Here is a 24,529-nt window from a genome sequence, read left to right as displayed (position 1 = left end):
ACGCTAAATTCGAATAAATAAGAAGTAGAAAAAAAACAATAGGAAAGATATACACTGGTCGGGAGACTAGAGTTTCAGCAGCACAATTTTGGCAGCATTTTCTAACAACCATGTATCCAACTTTTCCTTCGACAGTGGTCGACTTAAATAAAAACCTTGAGCCAGATCGCATTTTAATTCACTGAGCAGATCTAATGCCTGCTGATTTTCAACACCCTCTGCCACTATTTTAAGCCCCATATTATGGCCCAGCTCAATGGTGCTTTTAACAATAACGTAATCGTCACTGTCTCGTATTAGTGAGAGTACAAATGATTTATCGATCTTCAATTCATCTACTGGCAAACATTTAAGTTGAGCCATTGAGGAATAACCTGTACCGTAATCATCAATAGATAAACTTACCCCTTGCTGACTTAAGGAGTGCAGTGCCGCGAGTGCTTTATCAATATCTCGCATTACCGCACTCTCAGTAACTTCCAATACAATTGCCTCAGCGGGCAGCTTATATTCAGCCAAAGTTTCCATAACCCAGTCAGAAAAGTTATCTTGCGTCAGATCAACGGCAGAAATATTAATCGCTACTTTAAGATCTTTTCCTTGCTCACGCCATTGAGCACACTGTGTCAGAGCAGTATTTACTACCCAGCGGGTAAGATCGCGAATAGCGCCGGTTTGTTCCGCATAGCCAATAAATTCTTCCGGATTTATAAAACCATAACGTGGGTGAATCCAACGCACTAAACATTCAACATGAGTATATTTATCTTGTTGAATATCAAGTTTAGGCTGATAGTTTAATGACAACTGATCATTTTCAATAGCATTGCGCAACTCGGCGATCAATGTCAGCCTTTGTGTACTATGGTGGTCGAGCTGCTTTTCGTAATAGACAATATCCCGGCTTTCCGTTTTCGCAATATACATGGCAATTTCTGCTGTTTGCAAAAGTGAGTTAGGCGTTTCACCGTGATCTGGGAACATAGAAATGCCCATACTTAAACGAACTTCTAGGGCAATAGACTCTATTTCTATAGGCTGAGCAGCTAATTCTTCTAGTTGCTCAACAACATCATCTAACAAACTTAAATCCGGCACTAAAACAGCAAATTCATCGCCACCCAAGCGCGCTATTTTTACATTTTCAGGTCGCCATTTTTCCATCCGATTAGCAAAAGAAACCAGTAGTAAGTCACCACTTTGATGGCCTAAAGTATCATTAATATCTTTAAAACGATCAAAATCAAAAAAACAAATAGCAAAATGGGTATGGTTTTTACAAGCATAATCTATCGCCTTGCTAAGCTCCTGAATAAAAGCATTGCGATTTGGCAGGTCAGTTAGCATATCGTGATAAGCAATATGTTGAATTTCCTGCTGCCGCCGGGCGATATCCGAACGCATATCAGTAAACACTTGAGATAAAGTACCCACTTCACCTTTTATCTTTGTAGGCAAATCTCCTGAGTACTCACCACGACCAATTTTCTGAGCAATTTTTACTAGCTGTAATAAAGGCTTGGTAATACTGCGTGAAAGTATTGCCGCACCCACTAAAGAAATTAATAACGCAGCAAAGCCGATAAATACGATGCGCCGCATCAAATTTTCCACTTGCTGCTGCACTTCCCGATGGGACTTTAAAAGCAAAGCATAAATTGGATGATCACTTGAACTTTGTAAAAAAGTCTTGAGGGCCAGAGCACTATCGTTTTCAGAAAATAGTGGGAACACCACTTCACTGGAGCTAAGCTGTGCAATTTCAATATTATTAAGTGATAAATCAACCGCACTCGACTGTGCCCAAATACGTTGTTGATCCAAACCAATAATATAAATATTTAAATTCGTTAAGTCTGCAAGTTCACGGGTAAATTCATTCCCTAGCTCACGGCCAATAACAATCCAAAAGCTAGGCGAAGGCGCACTGACTGGTATAAAAAAACCGACGACGGCCAATTCATACAATTTATTTTTGAGTGGTACGACAACGCCTAAAGACCAATCTTCATTGGCCGCCTCATCGAGTATATCTGGGTGAGGAAAAGATTCTTCTTCGCTAACAACTCCTGCCTGACCGACAATATTACCATCGATATCGAGCAACCACATGAGATCTGCCATATGCTCAGATTCGAGGCGACGTAAAAAGTTACCCAAGGAGATTTGCAAAGAATACTCGTCATCGAATACGGCTGTGCGAAGGCCATCTTCTTTGCCGATAATTTTTGCAGCTTTGACAAAGTTTTCTATTTTTGAATAAGTCTTATCTTGAAAGACCTTACGCCCCACATTGAGAGCATCATATACTCTTTGCTCGCCAGCCGCCCTTACATTGCTACCGACAACATACAAAGTGAAAGCAAGTGCACCGGCGATAAGAATAAGAAAAAGTAAAAATATGCGTAACCGTAAAGGCATTAGTAGAACTCATCATCATTCGGTACTTGATTTCGCGTCGATAGCAAGCGTTTGCGTAAGCGTATCTCTGTCATATTTGCAGAGCCATCTCGTATCTCTATATCGCGCTCTATTTTACCTCGCCCATCTCGAATACGAGGGTGACGTATACGTAGTACTGCCTTAGTTGCAGGAATATCACTAAAGCTTGCAAGACCACTTTCATTGGTTCGAGCATAGTATGGCGTATCCATGACGTAGATATAGGCCAACATCCAGTCATGAATATTGCAACCTAAAACTACCTCACCTGGCGTATCCATCACTTCTTGTTTGACTTCACTTTTCCCCAAACGAAACTGACGTCGCCACGGCTTCGAGAAGGAGTAAACATGATGAATGATTGTATCCGCGTTGCTAAATGTGACTGTCGAGCCCACATTAGCTAAACTAATTTGTGGAGAAAAACGCCTATCACTTTGTTGTACTTCTATGTTTTGTGGTTCGGGAATGGCAAAGCTATTGTTATGAAGAGAAATAACAACGCCCTCAACCGGTTCACCTTTACTACTCAATACCCTTACATCCAACTGCGCACAATAGGCCTGAGCACACCAGAACAAGTAACACCCAACACATGCACTTTTGAGCACTACGCGTCGCCAAGCAGGTAGGGGACATTGGATAAACGCTAACAAAAACGCCATAAAGCCATTCACTTAATACTGTCATTAGTCAAAGTATAGACATTATTAATGACAGTCTAAACCTTTCACCACAAGGCTTTAAGCAACCGTCAGCAATATCGGCTTATCCTTTGTAATAACCATCGTATGTTCAAATTGAGCCGATAAGTTTTTCTCATGGCCGACCAAAGTCCAACCGTCACTAGTCTCCGAAACAAACTTACTTTTTGTCGATAAAAACGGCTCAATAGTAATTACCAACCCTTCATGGAGACGCCTCCGATCTGTCGGATTGTAATAACCGGGTATTTCCTTAGGTTCTTCATGTAACCCACGCCCCACACCATGACTGCAAAGGTTCCTAATAATCCTAAAGCCTTTTTGCTTTGCTACTTTACTGATGGATTTACCGATCACATTGAGCGGGCTTCCAGCACTTGCATGGCGGCAGGCCTCATTTAACGCTAACTTGGTAGAAGCGATGAGCTTATCCTTCAGATAAGTACTGGGCGGCACCACAAAAGAGCCTCCAGTATCAGCAAAATAGCCGTTCTTCTCAGCGGAGACATCGATATTAACAATATCCCCCGGCTGGATCACTCTACTACCAGGGATACCATGGGCAGCCTCTTCATTCACACTAATGCAGGTGTAACCTGGAAAGTCGTAGGTAAGCTTGGGAGCGGACTGTGCACCATAGAACTCCAGCAATGCTTTACCTATTTGATCAAGCTCGGCCGTTGTCATTCCAGGCTCGGTGCGTTTCATCATTTCCTTTAGTATTAATGCGACGATTTTTCCTATTGCCTTCAACGCCGCTAAATCTTCATCTGTTTCTATTGTCATGTACAAGCTCCTAAAGCAAGTTTTTATGGGTGTCTTGTTAACACTAACGATTCAATCGAACTTTAAAAAAAAATCATCCACTTAAAAAACTCAATATTATCGATATAACGAGATAGTAAATATGACTATAAATTCAAGGCCTGCCTTCGCGCCTGCAGCCTCTCCCTCATTTTTTAAAACCGAAGATACACAAAACAGGACAAGCACCCGCCCATTGAGCGCTAACTATAGAACCGCACAACCAATGCAAGCGCAAATGCTACACGTTCAAGGCTCAAACATACAATCTCTATTAGCATTTGAAGGTAACAGTGCCAACGACTCAGAGATTATGTTAGTTGGAAGAGATCTATCCCTCAGTGAAGCCAAACAAATATATGGGCCAGCCGTTTCACAACAAGCTAGAAACTTCGCCAGCGAAGTAGTCACAGCCTACAACAATGTCGTTAGAGGGCGAGACCGTAACGGTAGTACGTTTAATAGTAAACTACGTGACTTCAGAACCACCCAAAATAACCTGAGCGGAAAAAGATACCTCATGAATAGACAGGTTAAAGCTGACTTCGATCGAGCAGCAAACATAGTCAATAATTTTAGTTCCTACAACAGGCAAATACAGCAACAACTCAGAAGTAGTGCACCAGAAGCATAAACAGTAGAACCAAGCTCAGTTCTTTTCAATCAACTCAGCTAGGATATTAAATATTTAACGAGACACCCACCTTTATTAAACAAGACACCCACAAATAAAAGCGACACGATAACATCCCATATATGGGTGTCTCATTAGCACTATAGTTATTTCGCCTCTTCTCGCTGTTGCTCAAACCACCAGAGGATATGGGCAACCTTGGACATTAAGTTACTTGGCCGTCTGTAAATCCCATGGGATGCCCCTGGAATTCTAACGAGGGCTGATTTAACCCCTTCTAGACGCAGAGCTTGATAGTACTGCTCCGTTTCTGAGATGGGCGTGCGGTGGTCTTGTTCGCCAGTTAGTAGCATTGTCGGCGTGGTGACATTGCCAACATAGCTAATCGGAGAATATTTCATATAGTGTTCAAGTGCTTCCCACGGCTTTTTACCGAACCAGTATTTATAGAAGAAGGGATAGAAGTCCGCAGTTAGAACAAAGCTGTACCAGTTGATAACGGGTTTTGCCACAACTGCCCCAGCAAATATGTCGGTGTGGCCGATAATCCAGCTGGTCAATACGCCTCCACCAGAACCTCCAGTCACAAATAACTGTTTGTCATCGATGAAGCCTTTATCCACTAGATGGGAAACTCCCGACATCAAGTCGTCGTAGTCCTGGCTTGGGTAGTTGTGATGAATCGTCTGAGCGAACTCTTGGCCATAACTCTCACTGCCGCGAGGGTTGGTGTAAAGCACAACATAGCCCGCTGCTGCAAACAGCTGCACTTCTGCTGAGAAATGAGGACCATACGCAGCGACCGGACCACCATGAATCTCTAGAATAAATGGGTATTTTTTACTGGGGTCAAAACCGGGGGGATAGACAACCCAACCATCAATTTCTCTCTGGTCTGCCGATGATTTATAACGTATTGCTTCAACTTTTCCCAAACTAAGATGTTGTAAAGCATCCTCATTTAAAGCGGTTAATTTTTTTATCTTGCCATTACGTACGATAGCGACATCTGAAGGACGTAAGGGATCAGAGTAGGTAAAAGCAATAGTGCCATTAGTAGCAACATCAAAGTCCCCACTTACATAAGGCCTACCTAAGCCTGCTCCACCCAAATCTTGCGCAACAACACGGCGCTTTCCATTTAATGGCTGATAGGCCACCTTAACTTGCCCCTTATCCGTGTATTGAAAGTAGATACCTTTTCCATTAGCAGCCCACTTGAACTTACCCACACTTCGATCTAAATCTCGAGTCAGAATACGAATATTGTTGCCGTCGGCATCCATCACGTGAAGCAGCATATTCTCGTAATTCTTTAATTTATCATCGTAACCTCTGTAAGCGATTAGCTTGCCATTGGGTGATACTTTAGGGCCAACATCTGGGCCAACGCGTTGGGTAAGTTGGGTAAGCTCACCGTTTTCAATATCGACGCGATAAATCTCCGCTTCTAAAGGTTTCATTTCAGCATCTTGTTCGCGATTGGCAGCCACATATAAGCCTTTACCATCTTGAGCCCAGCTGAAGCCGGCACTGTAATCAAAGTCACCAGATGTTATTTGACGAGGCGTCCCGCCGTCTGCAGCTAGCACGAAAACATGCGTATGACCTGGAACATTGTAGCCACTGCCATCAGAACGGTAGAGAGTTTTATCGATAAAGACTGCAGGCTTTGCCCACTTGGCACCTTTAGGTTTACCCGGCAGCTTAATAGGTGTATCTGCCTTACCTTTAACAAACATGGTAAAAGCAAGATATTGGCCATCGGGAGACCACTGCAAAGCAGATGGGGACTGTTGCAAATTAGTCAGTTGTGCATTAGCCCCGCTTTTTAACCAGCGCATATGGATTTGTGGCTTACCACTAAGAGTGGAAACATATGCCAACTTACTACCATCGGGGGAAAGTAATGGAGAGTAGTCTGCTTGATTACCTGAAGTAACTGGACTCATACCACCATTGGCAGTATCAACTGACCAGATATTACTACTCTTTTTATCTTTCTGAATATCCATAAAATTACGTACAAAATAGATGCGCTTACCATCTTTCGTCATTTCTATATTCGATGCATATTCAAGATTAAAAACATCTTCTAGTTGTAAGGTTTTTTTATTATCCGCCAAAGCCGTGTGAGCTATTAGCATTAGTGACAGCAGCAATATTTGTCTCATGGAACATCTCTTAGGTGGTGGTGTTTGAAATGGATGCCTAGAATAGCTTCTAAGCTCTGTCGCACGAGGGCCTGTTAACACTAATTAAATTACACCTGCTGCCAGCCCTTGGCAGTTGCTCCTGCACTGCCCTAATACACCACATCCATGTGGCTATTCGGGTTTGCACTTAAAAGCGCTACTCGGCGTTGCTCATCGCTGATTTATGCCTGTATGGATACAGGTAATTAGAGCAATGCAGGAGCAATTGCCGAGAACAACTAAATTACACTCTTCGTGCCTTGATTAGCGCTTTTAAGTGCAAACAGGAGTGATCAAATTAGTGTTAACAGGCCCTAGATAAAAACGTTGGAATTTATCAGCCCCTCAACAGCAAAAAGCCTCTTTCAGGGATGCTAGCATTATTTGAATCACAGCTGTGAGCAGACATTTTTAGTATATAAGCCGCTAGCACCGTTTTGGCTTTTCATGCCAGCAGGCACGAATAGAAAATATAATGATATTAGCAAGACTGGTTGAAACTAACATTACCAAGAACACACGAGATACTCCCCAATGCGACAAGTAAGTTGAAAAAGCACCAATCAAACCACCAGACATATACATCATCGTTGAATTTAAAGAAGATGCACTTCCTGCATTGCTGTCATACAAGCTGATATATAACCCTGAAACCGTCGGCACCATAGCACCTGAAGCAGCAATAGTAGCCATGAGCCCTAGCATAACTACGGGCAAGGTAGGTGAGATAAAAACGTAGGTCAGCAATAAAACTAAAATAGCAGACAGCTGCCCAACAATAGCACAGCGTAAAATTATTAATGGGGGAAACTTTTTTAACATTCTCGCTGCGATGCGGTTACCAATCATTAACATAATACTATTAATAGAAAAGACTAAAGCAAATTCGAATTTGTTGAGCTGGTACACATCCATAAAGATGAAAGAAGAGTTAGTCAAATAACTCATAAAAGTGCCAGCAATAAAAACTGAAAAAAACACATAGCGTATGGCAATGTATTTATTATTAGTTCGTAAGGTAATCGCCTGCCAATAACTGGATAAAATCTTCTTAAAGTTTAAAGCATAGCCTGCATGTTCATTGGTTTCTGGGATAGTTCGCCAGGATAACAACAACATTAATAAACTATAGGTTCCTAAAAAAGCAAAAATATATTGCCAACCTAAAGGCGCAATAATAGCTCCAATTACTGGGGCTACCATAGGAGCAACTAGCATAACTAAAATAATGTTGGCATATTTTTTTACGATATCTTCAGGCGGATAAACATCACGTGCTTGCGCCATACAAATAACCGACGCTGCCCCCCCGCCAATACCTTGTAAGCCTCGTGCTATTTGAACCATATCAATATTCGTAGCCAACATAATAAAAACTGTAGAGCCAAAAAATAATACTAACCCACACAAGCTAATAGGTTTGCGGCCAATTTGATCTGATAATGGGCCGCCTAAAAACTGGCCTATCGCTAAACCTACAAAGTAGGCGCTAATAGTTAAGTTGGCCTCACTAATACTCACACCAAAATGTTCACCTATAATAGGCAAAACAGGTAAGTAAGCATCGATAGCTAATGGGGTAAGAGCTACTGAGCATGCAATAAATATAAGAAAATATTGGCTCTGTTCTAATTGAGCTTTGGTTAGCATATACAGTTTGTTGGTCGAAACTTAAGAAAAAGTATCTCTTTAAATACATTAAGGCCTATTGGAAGGCTTCTTGAGACGCTATGAAGTATGTAGATAGTTTAACCTATATTTAAAGTATAATGTTTCTTATTTTTCGATCGAATGTGTGACTAATTCAAGATAAGACGAGTTTTGTAAAATATCTAGCCTAAAAATGGAGGGGAGTAAAAAGAACGTGGATGCAAGATATGAAAAAAGCAAGAAGCAAATGAATAGAACCAAAGTTAACACTCCATTTATTCCTATTGTTTTATTTCCACTATCTGTGTCTCATTAATTTTTGCGTTATTTTTCAATGTGTACAAATAGTGGGCAAGACTCTGCCCACTATTTATCAATTTAACTAAAAAGTTTCAGTAACTTCTTAGCGGCTGCGTCGTGTATCTGGAATGATAACTCGGCTCTCGGGAAATTTAATAAATGCTTGCCCCGTGAAACTAGGTGACATATCAAGCACTGTGGCTTCAAATTCACCATCATTTAGAATAGTTACCTTGTATTCACCTACAGCCTCAGGGTCGAAAGTAGAAACGCCTAGTACATAGTTCACACCCGCTTCAGGAAAGAAGAAAATTTCAGCAGGGAAACCGGGACCGCCACTAGTAGTAGTTATAGTGCCGCCGCCGTTGTTGGCTTCGCGGAAATCACGATCATATAAGCCAATAAAACTATCAAAGCTATCGCTCTCAACACTTACTCGAACTGCTTTATCTCCATCCAAACCTTTAATATCGAAATAATCAATAAAATAAGTATTGTTGGGGAAATCAGGATCAACGGCGTCATCGGCGACTAATTCACCATTGTCACTTTCTTCAACTGGTGATCCCAGGACAAAGTTATTAGTGCGAATGAAATCAGTATCATCAAGCTTTGCTGTTAGACTTTGGATAAATACACCATCGCCTTCCAGTAGTGGCAATACTGACTTATTAAGACCAGCAAAACACTCAGATGCTGAAGAAGGCAGAGGCCCACGACCATCGCTGTCAGCAACGCAATCAAAGACACGCGGCCAACCAGATTCATCGATAATGCGAGAATCAAAAATCATCCCTTCTTCTGGATCGTTATTAAAGGCTGTATTTACTAACTGCCAACGAGGTTCAATCTCAGCACTTGGTTCGAAGCGAGTTCTAACATTACCAAAAGAAGCAAAACTTACACCTCCTGGACGCACGCTCACTTTATGCACGCGAGAAGGCTCTACAGCTACGCTTTTCGCCCAATCAGATAACACAGATGTTCGCGCCCATACACCTGGATTACCCGGTAAAGCACAACCATTACCATAACTAGTAACACCTGCTAATTTCCATTTATCGGCGTAGAAATCTCGTACTAATAAAGGTCCGCCACTGTCGCCTTGACACGCATCAATTCCACCTTCTGGAGCACTTGCACAAATCTGCGTTTCAAAATTAATAGAAGTCGAATAAACCTCAGCACAGGCATTTTCATCAGATATTGGGACATGCACATCTTGTAGAAGGCGAGACTGACGATCACTTGTTCCCCAACCCACAGCGGTAGCCAAGACACCAACGTCTGCAAGATATTCATTGTCCTCGGACAACATAGCCACTGTCTCCACACCGCTTTCGGTCAAATTAACCGGTTCAGATAACTCCCATAAAGCAATGTCATAGCCTGCCCCCACAGAAAATGGTGCGCCTGGCTCAGGGGGTTCTACAACATAATCCGGATGCAAATGAATCTTCTTAACAGATAGCACCTGTCCACTACCATCAGTGGTATTGCTCGTACCTGCCAAGACACCCACATCGTCAGGGTTAGTATCCACTGAACAGTGAGAAGCAGTCACGACCCAACGATCAGTCACCAGTACACCACCACAGAATTGGCGGAAACGACCGGAGTTCGTAGAACCAACAGCAACCATGAATGGATATTCCATCTCTTCGGTAACATCACCACCAATAATTTGGGTGGTAATACGGTCACTGGGTTTATTTTCTATCAAAGTCGGCGCAACGTCTTCACCTTCTCCTCCAGTTACATTACGCCAGCCAAAAGGAAGTTCCTGCCTTACAATGTAGTCACCCGCAGGTAGATTCCAGAATGCATAGAATCCGGCTCGATTAGTTTGAGTGGAAAGTTCATCAGCATCTTTAACGCCATTATCATTTGCATCGATGTATACCGATACTCGCTTTAAACCTCTTTCACGAAAATCAGGTTTTCCATCGCTGTCACGATCATTCCATACTTGACCAACAATAAAGCCAGGCCAAAAATCATAACCATAGTTAGTATTGATATTCGAAGAGAGTGAATTATCATCAGCAAAGCTGTTTAATGAAGTGAGGGCACTTGCAGCTAACACCCCAGCCAAGATGTTAGATTTCATCAAATATTTCATGTTTTTTTCCTTACGTTTAGAAAATGCAGAAAATACTCCTAACTATTAATTAGACGTTAATAACTCAGCAACATATAGCTCAACCACAGCTTTAAACATGTTAAGTAATAGAAAGGTAAAGATGGTAGAAAATACTAGAAAAGTAATATTCTCTAGGAACAACTTTTCACGGACAGTATAAACATCAGTGAAGCTACTCACTATAGCGTTGTAGAGTGGCATTAGACAGGACAATAGATTTTTTAACGAAGAGAATTTAATTTTCCTCATTAGAATTGTCACAAAAAACAACTTAATTTAAGTTCATCAAAGATAATTATCATATTATCAGTTTGAAAAAATTTAGTTTCAAAAAAATTGCATCAAATGAATTTAAATTCAAGAAAAAAATCAATAAATAAAATATTTTTTATAGCTAGATCACAATACAACCACAAAAAAACACTCCATTAAATATAATTAATGGTTAAACATTGTATAGGTAAAAACAAAAAGTGTTTTATAAGACGACATTTTTTGTTAAGTTTGATTTGATAGCACACTAGATTAATCCACATTAGTAACAATCGTTCTAATAACTTTTGAAGAATATAACCCGGCTATTCATTCTTTTTGATATAACACAATAAAAATGATTGAAAAATCTGCCGTATTTACGGCAAGCCATCGAATACTTGATAAACACAACAAATAAGTGCACTGAGTCAAAATAAATTTCGTTTACTAAAAATTATTAATGTTGATTACCTTCCTTAAAAATATGAAATCAAATATGACTAAAATTAAACAACCGTATAAAACGCAACATTAATTTCAAATAGGTGTACGTTTTATCTAGCTTATAAAATGACTCTAAGATTAGAAGATTTGTCTAAATGAAATTTATTCATTTATTTACAAGTATTATTAATCATTAGGCTTTATATGCTTCAGTGTCCAGTAAATACAGAACTTCTAACAATAAAACATAGTGAAAGAATTAATATATCTTTCAAAAACACTTACTAATAAAAGTAAAAATGCTCCTCCAAAAGACATACACAAGTAACAATAAACTCCATCATTATCACCTGATCACTATCGGTAAGTGTCCATGGGCAACCCTAATAAAGTGACAGTCACAATAACTTATTGTTTATTGTTGCAATACTTGCCATTACATGTATATAATTACAGCACTAATCAAGGATTGATGATTTCATGCCTAAACCTCGAAAACAACTTATATCGCTTGATGCGACACCTTACTATCACTGCACTTCACGCTGTGTGCGTCGCGCTTTTTTATGTGGTTTTGACCAATTAACGAATAGAAGCTATGAGCATCGTCGAAAATGGATTGAACAGAGAATACATTATCTCGCTCAAGTATTTTCTATAGATATTTGTGCATATGCAGTAATGAGTAACCATTTACATGTAGTACTGCACGTAAACCGAGGCAAAAGCTTGGACTGGAGCAATAAAGAAGTAGCAATACGGTGGCATAAGCTCTACAAAGGCACAGAACTCACACGCAAATATCTTCACAATAACTATTTAACAGCTTCTGAAATACACACAGTGAAGTTGAAATTAGCGCAATGGCGTAAACAATTAAGTGATATTAGTTGGTTTATGAGGGCTCTTAATGAGCCTATTGCTCGGCAAGCTAATGCAGAAGATAAATGTACAGGGAAATTTTGGGAAAGCCGTTTTAAATCTCAGGCATTGCTAGATGAGAAAGCTTTAATCGCATGCATGGCATACGTTGATCTTAATCCAGTTAGATCAAAAATGGCAATTTCCGTTAAAACATCAGACTATACTTCGATCAAACTTCGTTGTAAAAATTATATAAGAAAAACAAATCAACCTAAGATGTTAATGCCCTTTGCTACAGCTCTTAGTAAAATAAAAAACAAAGTAATACCATTTAAACTAACAGATTATATATCTCTACTAGAATGGACAAAAAATGTTATTAGAGGGAATAAGCCTCACCATAGCCCTCCTACCATATTAAAACAGCTAACCATAAGCCCTAGTACTTGGTTAATTTTAAGTACACAATTTGAAAACCGATTCAAATCTTTGGTTGGCATGAAAGAAAAGCTACGTATCACGGCTTATCAACTAGGTTTTAAACGTTCACCAGGATTAACTAACTGTCATATGCTTTTAGGTTAACTTAAAATATATATCTTCCTATTATTAAAATACAATTCGCAAACCTAAATAGCTAAATAAACTAATTTGAAATTTATTTAGCTGTTTATTGAGCGTAGTTTCCCAGCCACCTAAAAAATCCACTTTCCTTAATTTACCTCCGTAGTAAATCGCCTATCTGTTGTTTTTTCAATCCAACTTATCTAGACACCCACTTATAACATCTCAGACTAAACATGACTGTCTTAATTTAACCTCGTCTTAATTTAACCTTACCAATTAACCTGATAACGGTGGCACTCTTGTAGGGTGTCTAAATTACGTCTTTAGTAGGTGTCTAGGTTAAAATTTTAAAATAAAAATTTAATCTATCGAAGATAACTACAAACACAACTATTCACCGTATAAAATTTCAATTGTTTTTAAGGACGACAATCGTTGTGGTATTCGTCACATCTCTCAAGATTTATTAGCAGGCTGATTTTTTTTGATGGTAGCATTTTAAGTAATGCAAAAATATTTTTTAACGTGGCCTTAATTATATAAGCCAATCGTATTAAAAAGGCTTTAGTTACAATGTATCATTTTTAATTTAGTTACAATGTATCATTTCGATCCTATCAAATACAAAAAAATAATTTCATTAATTAAAATAACGACTTGAATAATTTAACAAATACTATATTTAACTTGTATGGCTTGAGAATATTAGCATTTTTTAAAATTTATTCGGGACTACAGTAATTTAAATAGCGCCAAAAACAACATTTAGTCACAGCTATTATAATCTTCATATCGGTGGGTAGCTTTAATACCTTAATAACAATATATGACTTTATTAAAAAATATTGAGGCTTTTTATGTTTCAGGCGTTCACTATATTAAATCATCGGTGACACATATTGGTATGCATGTAAAGGTCAATTTAGCAATCACCCAAATTAAATATACATTTCACTTATTAAAATAAAAATTTAATCCGGCCGCATTTAGAGTCTACTTTAAAAATATTAATTATTTTCAAGTACAAAACGATCGCTAGTGTAATTTTTAGCGTATCTGGCCGACTATGTTGCTTATCGCTATTAAGGAGGGTGAAATGTAAACTTTCAAATCAGTGATGTACGCAATTAATAATGACTACCTTTATTTAGACAGGACAAAGGAAAAAATATGAAAATTGCAATTACGACAATCTTGATCGCTTTTTCTTCAGTCGCATTTGCTCAAGGTAAATACCTTGAAGTAAAGCAGGAGTTTTTATCTGACAATGCAAATTTTGGTGCATGGGAAGTTTCCTCACAACAAAACTTACTAGATAAAAGCTTATCAGAAAGCCTGAAAAGTAACATATTACAGTCTAGCGGCCCCTACGCTATTACTAATATGAAAGATATTCAGGCCCTAATTAATAATGAAAAGTCTAAACTTTATCCCGACTTAAAATTATCAGTAAACACCTTTAAAAACCAAAAACCACTTGAGATTTCAATCAATCGTATCGACACACGTCAACAACGAGAAATTTTGCGCGGACAAGTGGATGGTGTTGAAGGCTCAAACGTAAAACTCGTGGTTTACAACGGGCAAATGAGTGGCCGCGTCACATTTATGGGGAAACAGAAGGTGCTTGTTATCCGTAGTATGAATGGCGGTATCGCTGCTAACTACGAAGTAGATACTAGCAATATTACATTCGACTAAACCCTTCCTCTTCATCAACCATATTAAAAGGCAAAGAAATGAAAGCGAAATATAGAAATCTAATGATCGCTGCATCATTTTTCATTCAGTCTATAGCATTTGCGCAAACCGATGTTTCGGTTCTGGTTGTTTATACGGATGACTCACGCGCAGCGGTAGGCGGTACAGCGAATATTGAAACAGATATTATCTCCGCGATTGATGACGGTAATCTTGCATTGAATAATAGTAATATTGACATGCAGCTGTCGATTGCGGGTATGCGAGAAGTTTCGGTAAATGAAAATGTTTACCCCAATATGCCAAGCTTACTCAACGATCTTACTAATCCTAACAATAATACTTTTGGTATAGTTCACCAGTGGCGCGACCAAGATGGAGCCGACTTGGTTTACCTTATTTTCGAGGGCATTCAGCAAAACGGTCAAGCTAATGCCATCTGTGGTGCGGGAATTCCATGTGATCAATCTTTTGAAAGTGAAGCGTTTGCGGTAGGCCAACGTGGTCTAATGGATGTAGCGCCTATTGTTATACATGAGTTAGGCCATGTTATGGGGCTTCGGCATGACCGCACAAGAGACTGTGGAAGCGAAAACACTACATGTGGACAGTTCCTGTTTCCCTATAGCTTCGGGCATATCGACCCTCAAGGCAATCCAGATTGGGGGACTATTATGGCTGGGGGAAGACCTTTCCCATTGCTAGACTTCTTTTCAAACCCAAATCTTGATAACCCTAATACTGGACAAGCCTTAGGTGTGGCAGATCGGAGTGACGCATCACGAGCGCTCAATAACGTTCGAAATATTATTGCTGGTTTCAGGGGACCTGCGTCACCGACCCCTACACCAACTCCAACACCCACACCAACACAAACGCCTACGCCTACACCAACTCCAGGCTGTGTTGCAGGAGCTTTAGACCTTAGAAACACCCAGGATTATTCAGGCAATGCTCCTGGCGATGCCACAGTTTCTGCAGACGGCTGTACTATTACGCTAACCGGCAACGAATGGCGTATAACAGGCTTTGACTTCGATATTAATGCATCAACTACTGTTACTTTTGAATTTTCAGCGGTTGGAAATGCAGAAATACAAGGGGTTGGCTTCGATCAAGATCTAGGCGCAAGCAGTGATCGCATCTTCCGCCTCATTGGAAGCCAAGCATGGGGTATCGATAATTTCAGCTACACAGGAAATGGACAGACTCAATCGTTCACTATACCTGTTGGTAACTTTTATACAGGGACAGGATTTGGTTTTGTAATAGCTAACGACGACGACGCGTCACCTGCAGGAAATTCAGTCACAGTCAGCAACGTGGTTATCTCTAACGGTGCTACACCAACTCCAACACCCGTTCCAGGATGTTCAGTAGAAGAAAGTTTTGAAGCCGGAAACGGCGGCTGGAGTAATAGTAATGCTTCAACCTGCTCAACAGGTGCCTTTGTTGTAGATACCCCAACAGCGCAAGCGAGCAATGGTGTAACGACTCAAGTAGGTGGCGCAGCAGATGGCAATAACGCCTTCTTTACAGCAACGAATACAGCTGCTGGCACTAACGATGTTGACTCCGGAAATTGTATTGCAACTTCGAGCACCTATAATGTAGCAAATCAGTCAACACTATCTCTGTCTTACTTCTTCGGCCAAAGAGACGGTGGTGATGATGCCACTGGCGACTTCCAGCGTATCGAAGTATCGACTGATGGTGGCAGCACATTTTCTACACTGGTTGCTAATGGAGATACAGCTTCTGATGCCACATGGCAAACTGCAAGTCAGACAGTTCCAGCAGGTTCAAATGTTGTGATTCGCACACAATGCTCCGATGGCGCAGGCCCAGGAGACATTATTGAATGTGGTGTTGACAACGTACGCATTTGTTCAAATTAAATCCTTACTTTTAGCTAGATAAGTGGGCCTCTGAGGCCCACTTTTAAACAACCGACCATCTCTTTTTATCCAAATCCCTCCAGACTGAAACAGATAATATCGATACAACGATATTATCAACTATGCTCGTCACTTGTTTCGAAACTTTATGTGGGTGTCTCTCTTATATTCTTGAACGTCCCGGGGAAATCATGGGTGTCTTGTTTATATTTTTAGAAAAATAATACCTTTTAAACAGACTTTGTTAGCTAATTCTAAAGCATAGATTGTTTAGATGAACTTCCCTCCTCTAGAAAACACTATCTCAATGAGGCAATTAAAATTATTGAAAAATGCCGTATCTAAAGTGAGAAAATCTAACATGTTACAAAGTCACACTCCCAGTTTTAAACATACACTTGCACTTCATCAAAACGGTCAAGTCGAAGATGCACGACTGGGATACCACGAACTATTGCGACATGAGCCCGAAAATCATGTTGTTATGAACGCATTGGCTTGTGTTTATCAAGGGCTAGGGCAAAGCCGTGCTGCGCTGGAACTTTACCAAAAAGCAGCAGCGTTTAGTCAACATACATCACTATATAAATTTAATATTGCAGTAGCGCTTATGGATCTTGATGAGGACGATAAAGCTCTAACAGCGTGGGATAACTATATTAGTCAGGTTAGCAATAATCCCGCAGCTTATCAAAATAGAGCCTGGATCTATTGGTATAAAAAGAATATGTTGCAACAGGCATGTATCGACTATCAGGAAGCACTCAAATACGATGCAGAAAACATTTCTATTTATTGTGAATTAAGCCAAGTGTTAGCAATGCTTGACCAACAACTGGAAGCAGAAAGCCTTATAAAAATAGCCGTTACCTTTGCATATCAACAGAAAAACCCTGACAATCATAAATTGTTAGCGATAAGTTTTATGAGCCTTGCAAAAACAGACGATGCTATTATTCAGTGGAATAAATATTTAACATATTTTCCCAATAGTTCTGAGGGTTATAGCTACCGAGGGTTGTTATTACGGGAAAAAGGCGATATAGAACAGTCACTACACAGCTACCAACTTGCAATAGCCTATGCACCTGAGGATATTAAAAACTATTGTGAATTAGCTGAAATACTATATCTACAAAACAAAAAGAGCGAAATGGAAATTTTACTAGAACAAGTATGGTTACTCGCACATACAAAAAATTCCAGAATACTTTTTCAACGAATGGCTAAAACATTTGGTAAAGTTAATTTAATTGAAAAAGCGGTATCCTGCTGGCAGAAATGTATTGCCTTAGAGCCAAGAAATAAAAATTTCACTAATTATTGCCATGAACAGATAGCATTTTTATATGAGCATAATAGTAACTAAAAGATAACCAAATAAAATATTGAAATTAGAAACAAATATCTTCCCTTTTTAGCCCTCCTGTTTTTCACTTAATAGTCTTTAAGAATCGGATAAGAGATTAGGATAAGATTCTCACAGAGGATGGTATACATAGGATATTAGTAATAAAGATCCCTCCTAAAGGCTACAAATAGTTAATTCTAGAATGCAATTAAAGATCGATGTGGGTGTCTATTATAGATATAACAAAAAGTTAGTGGGGTTCTCAGCTTTATAATAATTTTTCTCTATAAAGAACTATTTTTCTTATAACACTACTTACTAGTGACATTGTTAGTTACAGGTCGTTATTGAAGGAAAGCATAAAAATACATTTACACAGTACATTCATATTAATTATTAGGAATACCTAATTATGACACTCACCCTAACTCCCGACTTTTCATACTCTGGTGATGAAATAGTGCCTCACACTAGAGCACAAGAAAAGTCTATAAAAACCTAAGCAACACACGCTATGGCCACTTTTCGCCTCCTACCATACTAATGGCCATGGCGTTTAAATTTACTTCACCTACCTAAGTGAATGAAAAGCTAAGAAGCCTTGCCTACCCAAGGCTTCAGCTAATATTAGTAATCCTCAGCATATCGTCTCAATTCTATACTCAACTCTTCTTTAAGGAGTTAGTGAGTCATTAAATATCCACATACCTAGCAACTTCAAAGTCATTTATACGCTTGTAAATTGATACAGGGCGAACACCTTGAAATGATGATATCAGGCTATAATTGTTTTTAAGACATTCACAGGTATCTACAAATATAAGAAACGATTCTCTATCACAAATCTTGGGCTCAACGAGAGTATAAGTAGGATTTTTTTCTAGCAAACCCATAAAATATGCGTCCCCATCTAAAACCCCCGCATTATGAAGCTGCTCTACATGCCCCTCAAAATGATATTTTTGATTGGTATTAAGTTTATTTAGAAATACATATACTGGTGATGTTGAAATCGTAACGACAGGCTCCTGTGTACCTATAGTATGCTTAATAAAAGCGTTTGCCTGCTTCAGCTCCCTTTCTGCACCGATATTTAATGTATGATTAACAATGCGTCCAGAACCAGAAACAATAAAAATTAGCAATGTAATAGAATGACCATATCTAATAATAAGGCTCGACTGTAGCTCCTTTGAACTTTCAACCGCTATTGCTGAAAATAAAGCAATTGAAACCGTAGAGAGAATCCAATAATGATTAAAGAACATCATTGATGCACTTGCTGCTATGCATGCTGCTAAAAAAGTGCCTATTGAGAAAAAACCTACAATCTTCTTTTCTTTCTCTAATGTATAAAACATCAGAGCACCACTGACAATAATAGGAGTAAAGGGAACTATCCATTTGAACAGTTTATTAACAACTAGACTTTTATCAAAGTTAGCACCGTAACTTGTAAGAAAAACTATTTGATCTGACAGATACTCCAATAGTAAATCTCCCCCAGTGAAGTAATCGAAAAAATAAGGAGAATAAATAATTGAAGAACCGAGAAAAAACCCTCCGGCAGTATAAAAAGATATTATTGTTAGATATCTAATAGATTTTCCTATAGAAAAAAGAAATAAAATAAGAGACAAAAACGAAAACATACCTAAGAAAGAAAAAAGGTAATTAACCGAAAATCCAAGAGCAACTAATGCACCGTAAAACAAGGCTATAGTCTTTTTATGTGTGCTATTTTCATCTTGAATACGAACAATGAGAAAAAAAACTAAAGCCAATATAAAAGTCTGAATACTTTCAGTATTACCCGATAAACCATCAATACCTATAGGAAAAGCTAGGCATGTAGTAAAGGAAACGACAAGCGCTGAGCGTCCAAAATTTAATCGCCTTAAACCGTAAAAGATACACAGTGCTGTACCGCCGAGGAGGCTAACAGTCATAATTCTGATAGCAATAAAATTTTCACCAAAAATACCAAAAAAGAAGGCGTAAACATAATAAACACCGATAGGCTTATGATCAAAAACCCCCTGATAAGGCAATTTACCGTCGAGCATATCCGCAGCGACAAGCGCATATATCATTTCATCTTGATCAAGCAAAGATGAAGAAAAGGCTCCACACATCAAGAGAAAAACAATGATAATAATGCCGTAAAAAGGCACACCATACCCAATTTCACCTTTAATAAAGCGTATTAGCAGGCGTTGATTTTTTTGCACTCACCACTCCTTTGTATAGGGCCATTGGAATAATTCAATAGCTCAGGTTTCCCTACTGCATAGGATTGAATAAAAGCTACTTTATATTCATAGAATAAAACAATAACAAGTGAAGAATTATAACCATTTTAGAAAAAAAATCCATATCGATAAATACGAGCCCTATTCTCGCCTTTAAGCTTAGAAATAAGAAGCTATAAGGCAAAAAATACAAAAACGACAAAGAATAATATTGCGCGCCAAATTAAATTATGTAATTTTATTATTCATTTTCTACAATCAACTTATAAGCACAAGTCCGACCTAGTTTATCCCTTAACATATTTCTTATTAATGTTTACTCTTCTCCAGAAAAAATCATATGCGCATTTTTCTTTACACAAGAAAACGTTATCAAGACAGTTTCTATAACAACAAGTTATTACTTAACAAAAACTCTTTACGCATCTTTACGATTTCTTTTTAGTGAATTAATTATTCGAATAAAAAATTACTTCTATTTTAAATAATTCTAACTCCAATATTTGCCATATATTTTCCATTTGCTAATGCACAACTTCAGTGCTGAAAAATTAATTCCATTTTTACAAAAAATAACATTTATAAATTTTTCTATAGACGTTTTCAATAAATACCTATCAAAAAAAGGGAAAAGTGGATTAATCTCTTCAAACGTTTGCAGCGTTTTACTTGGTGATTAAGTTAACAAAAAACAAATCACAAAGAATAATTTACTAATAAAAAAATATTTATTTAAGTTATCTTTAAGTTGCATGTACGAGAGCTAATTTCGATTCGCTTTCTTCCGAGAATGGATTCCACATCATTAAATTTTTAATCGTAATTAACGCTAGATAAATATGAGTTTCAAACACGATTAAAACAATACAACTATCAGAAACGCTATATAAAAACCGTCAGCGAGACTAACTGACAAACCCTCTATTTTTTAATATCCATTAAAAATAAGAGGAAAAGACCTATCAAACCCTAACATTCAAATAATGAAAACGATGAAGGAACCAAGCAATGAGTTTCTTAAAATTAAAAACTATTCATCACTATCAGCTAAAAAACCTCATAACTACCGTTGTGGCCAGTACTGTTTTAATGGGTTTTACTACGGATGCATACAGTGGCACCCCTTTTGGCGGAGGACAACCTCTCATCATTGATGATGGTGTTGTACTTCAAGCTGAAAACTTCGATACCGATGGACAAGGAGCCGCTTATAACGATACCGACGCGACAAACAATGGCGGGGTTTATCGGACCCGAGCAGGTGTCGACATACAAGTTACAACAGATAATGGTGGAGGCCATAATGTCGGCTGGACAGCTAACGGCGAATGGATGAATTATACCATTGACGCAACAACAGGAACTTACGATATTTTAGCACGCGTTGCATCGGCTCATTCCAACCCTGGAAATCTGCAAGTACAGATAGGAAATGGTAATAGTTTTACCAACCTTGGTACCTTTAATGTTGAAAGCACAGGTGGTTGGCAAAATTTTACAACCTTAACACTTAGAAATATTAGGCTCTCAGGTGGTCGACAAGTCATTCGTCTAAGAATGATTGGCGGCAATTTTAATATTAACTGGCTGAAATTCAATGCATCGGAATCGTCGAATATTACTACGGCAATTCGTAACGGCGGTTGGGGTGCAACCGCAACTTGGAGCAACGGTGTACCTAATGCTAATAAACGTGCCGTGATTCCACAAGGCCGGACAGTGACACTATGGGGTGGAAAACCCACCGCCAAAGGCGTAGTGGTTCAAGGTGTTTTGCAAGTAGGAGAACAGGCAGGCGCAGATTATTCTCTTAATACAGACTGGGTACATGTTAACTCCAATGGTATTTTCAGAGTCGGTAGTGCAGCTAACCCCTATGACGAAGGTAAGTTTACCCTAACCCTCACCGGCAGAAATCCAGATACAGATTGGACGATAGAGACAGCTGCGGGAACCATGCAAGTTAAAGATAATAACAGTTTTATCATGGCCGCAGGCGGAGGTAGGCTACAGTTTTTTGGTGAAGACAGACTTACCTACACTCGACTAGCAGCCACAGCTACTGCTGGCAGTAATAAAATTTATGTCCGCAATTTAATTGAACGCAATTATGATGGTGACTATTCAGCAGCTTCTGACGGTGAGTTAAATTGGAAAGTTGGCGATCAAATTGTTATTGCTAGCTCTTCACGAGATTACTCTCACGAGGAAGTTCGCACCATCACAGCACTAGTGGATTTAGGAAACAGCAATACCGAAATCACATTAAATACGCCACTGAACTATCGCCATTATGGCGAACGAGAAACTTATGGCACTGGGGCAAAAACACGCACTATCGAAATGCGTGCTGAAGTTGCTGTGCTCAACCGCAACGTCAAGATACAAGGCCTTGCTTCTCAAGATACCGATGTTAATTTTGGTGATCGCGCAAACTTTAAGGCTGGGTTGAGCCAGGGCGTAGGCGGCAACATTATGATCATGGGAACAGCGGGCCAAATCACTCTGGATAGTGTACAACTGGATAAAATGGGCCAAACTGGACGTCTAGGACGTTACCCTATGCACTGGCACCTAGCAGGAAATCGCCAGGGTGACATGCTGCGCGGCGTATCCATCACCAACTCAAACAATCGCGGAGTCACCGTTCACGGTACTCACAACCTCTTAATTCAAGATGTTGTTTTGCACGATATTCATGGCCATGGCTTCTTTATGGAAGATGCTGTAGAAACCGGTAATACCTTTCTTTCTAATATTGCTTTTGGCATTCACAAAGTCGGTCGCAGCGATGCTGTAGGCGATCGTAAGCCAGACTTGAATGATCCTTTTATCGTGGACACGCACGACCACGTTGGTCAAAATCCCGTGCGCTTCTTAAGTTCTGCTGCCTTTTGGATGACTAATCCAGATAATATTTGGCGGGGCAATATTTCTGCAGGTTCAGAAGGCACAGGTATTTGGTTTTTATTTCCCAGTTCAGCAATTGGCGCTGCAGCTAAAGATCCACAATACGCTAATGTCGTCCCAGACAAGGTCAACCTAAGAGAATTCGCTTTTAACTCTACCCATTCGTCGCCTATTGGTTTGAATGTTGACCGTGGCAGTGACCTGGAAGTCCCTGTAGGTGGCAACATATTGCCAAATTGGAACGGTGATGAGTACAACCCGCCAGTAGAACCACAGTTTGCTGATTTTACGGGTTACAAACACAATGTCGCGATCTATCATCGCGGACGCATCGGTAACTTTGTTAACAACAAATTCGCAGACAATTTTAACAGTACGTTTATTACCTTCACACAGCGTATTACTGACGCTCTATATGTCGGCCATAGTCGCGGTAATAGTAACCCGAATCAAACAGTTACCGGCCATACCTTCTACGATGGCGCGAACACGTTAGATGGTACGCATTTCGCGGGCTTCTCTGCAGCCAACGCACATATGTTCCGTTCAGCACCGATCGCAGCGCGAAATACTCATTTTGTCATGCGTAATTCTTCTTACGAGAACGACGGCTCAGCAAATCACATGAGTTTTGTGAATCCTCAGGGCGGCAGTTCATACGAACCGTTAGGTAAATCTGCACCTTCCGTCATCTACGATGCGGATGGCACACTTACCCGGCATGTAGGTGGTGGCGCTGGCTCTACGATTATTCCAAACCATCCCTACTACTACGATAACGGCGATTTTAAACCTTCAGGTTGGAATGCGAGAATATCGGATAATCGCTACGCATTAATGCGTATGGGTAATGTTAATGGCTCCAACGCTACCTTTCGTGTCAGAACACCGGATGGAAACACAGCTTCAGATAGGCCAGGCAGTGGACAATTTTCTGGTTCTAATGCATTAGTGAAGCTTAATGGCGGAGAATACTCTGTGGATTTCCCAAGTGGCGTCAATAGTATTTCAGGCGGCTTTGATATCTCGTTCTTTGTTCGCACCGGCCCCACGGGAGGATCAACCATCGTTAAGTTCCCGGGAATAGGTAATCGAATGAGAGTAACGAATTATAGAAATGCAGGTAACCTAAATGCACTTCGTAACTCAAACTCCACTGCCTTCGCTCAAGTTGGCAATGACCTTTACGTGAAGTTTTTTACTTTAAATAATCCTTGGGACAAAGTCAGATTTAGACGTAAATAACTGAATACCTGCTGTATCTGGCACGCAAAAATGCTCGGAGGGAGAAGCCTGTACCGAAAGCTTCCCCTCTGCGCATAGGTCATCAACTTTTACATTATCAAAATATTAAAATTTTCTAGAGAAGAAGCCAGCAGTTATTGTTATGGGTGTCTTGGCTAATTACTGAAGGT

13 protein-coding genes are annotated in these 24,529 nt (G+C 39.5%); 6 read left to right on the top strand and 7 right to left on the bottom strand.

Annotated elements, in window-relative coordinates; genetic code table 11:
• Positions 1 to 66: 66 nt before the first annotated feature.
• The 3 genes from BVC89_RS02335 to map all read right to left on the bottom strand — a co-directional run bounded on the left by BVC89_RS02335 (position 67) and on the right by map (position 3,932).
• On the bottom strand, positions 67 to 2,421 hold the full coding sequence (locus BVC89_RS02335) for a putative bifunctional diguanylate cyclase/phosphodiesterase (protein ID WP_086929669.1): 2,355 nt from the start codon (positions 2,419 to 2,421) through the stop codon (positions 67 to 69).
• Positions 2,421 to 3,107 carry a cupredoxin domain-containing protein gene (locus BVC89_RS02330; RefSeq protein ID WP_086929668.1) on the bottom strand — a complete coding sequence of 229 codons (687 nt, stop codon included), beginning with the start codon at positions 3,105 to 3,107 and terminating at the stop codon, positions 2,421 to 2,423. The genes BVC89_RS02335 and BVC89_RS02330 overlap by 1 nt, the downstream gene beginning before the upstream one ends.
• Before the next feature lie 78 nt (positions 3,108 to 3,185).
• Positions 3,186 to 3,932 carry a type I methionyl aminopeptidase gene (map, locus tag BVC89_RS02325; protein WP_086929667.1) on the bottom strand — a complete coding sequence of 249 codons (747 nt, stop codon included), beginning with the start codon at positions 3,930 to 3,932 and terminating at the stop codon, positions 3,186 to 3,188.
• A 121-nt stretch (positions 3,933 to 4,053) separates the two neighbouring features.
• Here map and BVC89_RS02320 point away from each other — a divergent pair, with 121 nt between their 5' ends.
• Positions 4,054 to 4,584: a hypothetical protein gene (locus BVC89_RS02320; RefSeq protein WP_086929666.1), complete on the top strand. Its 531-nt coding sequence runs from the start codon at positions 4,054 to 4,056 to the stop codon at positions 4,582 to 4,584.
• A 146-nt stretch (positions 4,585 to 4,730) separates the two neighbouring features.
• Here BVC89_RS02320 and BVC89_RS02315 read toward each other — a convergent pair whose 3' ends face one another.
• The 3 genes from BVC89_RS02315 to BVC89_RS02305 form a co-directional block, all read right to left on the bottom strand.
• Positions 4,731 to 6,758 (bottom strand): S9 family peptidase, encoded by a 2,028-nt coding sequence (locus BVC89_RS02315; protein ID WP_086929665.1) that lies wholly within the window; start codon positions 6,756 to 6,758, stop codon positions 4,731 to 4,733.
• 447 nt (positions 6,759 to 7,205) lie between these two features.
• Positions 7,206 to 8,429, bottom strand: a complete 1,224-nt coding sequence (locus tag BVC89_RS02310) for a multidrug effflux MFS transporter (RefSeq protein WP_086929664.1) — start codon at positions 8,427 to 8,429, stop codon at positions 7,206 to 7,208.
• 403 nt (positions 8,430 to 8,832) lie between these two features.
• On the bottom strand, positions 8,833 to 10,851 hold the full coding sequence (locus tag BVC89_RS02305) for a trypsin-like serine protease (protein ID WP_086929663.1): 2,019 nt from the start codon (positions 10,849 to 10,851) through the stop codon (positions 8,833 to 8,835).
• A 1,200-nt stretch (positions 10,852 to 12,051) separates the two neighbouring features.
• On the opposite strand from BVC89_RS02305, the gene BVC89_RS02300 reads away from it, so the two are divergent.
• The 4 genes from BVC89_RS02300 to BVC89_RS02285 all read left to right on the top strand — a co-directional run bounded on the left by BVC89_RS02300 (position 12,052) and on the right by BVC89_RS02285 (position 17,970).
• Positions 12,052 to 13,020 (top strand): transposase, encoded by a 969-nt coding sequence (locus BVC89_RS02300; protein ID WP_086929662.1) that lies wholly within the window; start codon positions 12,052 to 12,054, stop codon positions 13,018 to 13,020.
• A 1,152-nt stretch (positions 13,021 to 14,172) separates the two neighbouring features.
• A complete protein-coding gene (locus BVC89_RS02295; RefSeq protein ID WP_086929661.1) occupies positions 14,173 to 14,703 on the top strand; it encodes a hypothetical protein in 531 nt (176 codons plus the stop codon).
• 38 nt (positions 14,704 to 14,741) lie between these two features.
• A complete protein-coding gene (locus tag BVC89_RS30480; RefSeq protein WP_086929660.1) occupies positions 14,742 to 16,601 on the top strand; it encodes a M12 family metallo-peptidase in 1,860 nt (619 codons plus the stop codon).
• Positions 16,602 to 16,962: 361 nt separating this feature from the next.
• Positions 16,963 to 17,970, top strand: a complete 1,008-nt coding sequence (locus BVC89_RS02285) for a tetratricopeptide repeat protein (protein ID WP_158657752.1) — start codon at positions 16,963 to 16,965, stop codon at positions 17,968 to 17,970.
• A gap of 674 nt (positions 17,971 to 18,644) precedes the next feature.
• On the opposite strand, the gene BVC89_RS02280 is transcribed toward BVC89_RS02285, so the two are convergent.
• Positions 18,645 to 20,183 carry an ArnT family glycosyltransferase gene (locus tag BVC89_RS02280; protein ID WP_086929658.1) on the bottom strand — a complete coding sequence of 513 codons (1,539 nt, stop codon included), beginning with the start codon at positions 20,181 to 20,183 and terminating at the stop codon, positions 18,645 to 18,647.
• A 1,029-nt stretch (positions 20,184 to 21,212) separates the two neighbouring features.
• Between BVC89_RS02280 and BVC89_RS02275 the strand changes: the two genes are divergently transcribed.
• Entirely contained in the window at positions 21,213 to 24,359 is a 3,147-nt protein-coding gene (locus BVC89_RS02275; protein WP_086929657.1) for a carbohydrate-binding protein, read from the top strand.
• The last annotated feature ends 170 nt before the right edge of the window (positions 24,360 to 24,529 follow it).

The organism is Agarilytica rhodophyticola, assembly GCF_002157225.2.
In the GTDB taxonomy this organism is placed as follows: domain Bacteria; phylum Pseudomonadota; class Gammaproteobacteria; order Pseudomonadales; family Cellvibrionaceae; genus Agarilytica; species Agarilytica rhodophyticola.
Note: the sequence above shows the minus strand (reverse complement) of the source record. Positions and strands in the feature narration are given on the sequence as shown.

Bases quoted from the DNA above. Each gene is read 5' to 3' on its own strand.
- BVC89_RS02285 (WP_158657752.1), top strand. From the start codon at position 16,963: ATGTTACAAAGTCACACTCCCAGTTTTAAACATACACTTGCACTTCAT.
- BVC89_RS02330 (WP_086929668.1), bottom strand. From the start codon at position 3,107: ATGGCGTTTTTGTTAGCGTTTATCCAATGTCCCCTACCTGCTTGGCGA.
- BVC89_RS02300 (WP_086929662.1), top strand. From the start codon at position 12,052: ATGCCTAAACCTCGAAAACAACTTATATCGCTTGATGCGACACCTTAC.
- BVC89_RS02335 (WP_086929669.1), bottom strand. From the start codon at position 2,421: ATGCCTTTACGGTTACGCATATTTTTACTTTTTCTTATTCTTATCGCC.
- BVC89_RS02305 (WP_086929663.1), bottom strand. From the start codon at position 10,851: ATGAAATATTTGATGAAATCTAACATCTTGGCTGGGGTGTTAGCTGCA.
- BVC89_RS02315 (WP_086929665.1), bottom strand. From the start codon at position 6,758: ATGAGACAAATATTGCTGCTGTCACTAATGCTAATAGCTCACACGGCT.
- BVC89_RS02295 (WP_086929661.1), top strand. From the start codon at position 14,173: ATGAAAATTGCAATTACGACAATCTTGATCGCTTTTTCTTCAGTCGCA.
- BVC89_RS02310 (WP_086929664.1), bottom strand. From the start codon at position 8,429: ATGCTAACCAAAGCTCAATTAGAACAGAGCCAATATTTTCTTATATTT.
- BVC89_RS02320 (WP_086929666.1), top strand. From the start codon at position 4,054: ATGACTATAAATTCAAGGCCTGCCTTCGCGCCTGCAGCCTCTCCCTCA.
- BVC89_RS30480 (WP_086929660.1), top strand. From the start codon at position 14,742: ATGAAAGCGAAATATAGAAATCTAATGATCGCTGCATCATTTTTCATT.
- BVC89_RS02275 (WP_086929657.1), top strand. From the start codon at position 21,213: ATGAGTTTCTTAAAATTAAAAACTATTCATCACTATCAGCTAAAAAAC.
- map (WP_086929667.1), bottom strand. From the start codon at position 3,932: ATGACAATAGAAACAGATGAAGATTTAGCGGCGTTGAAGGCAATAGGA.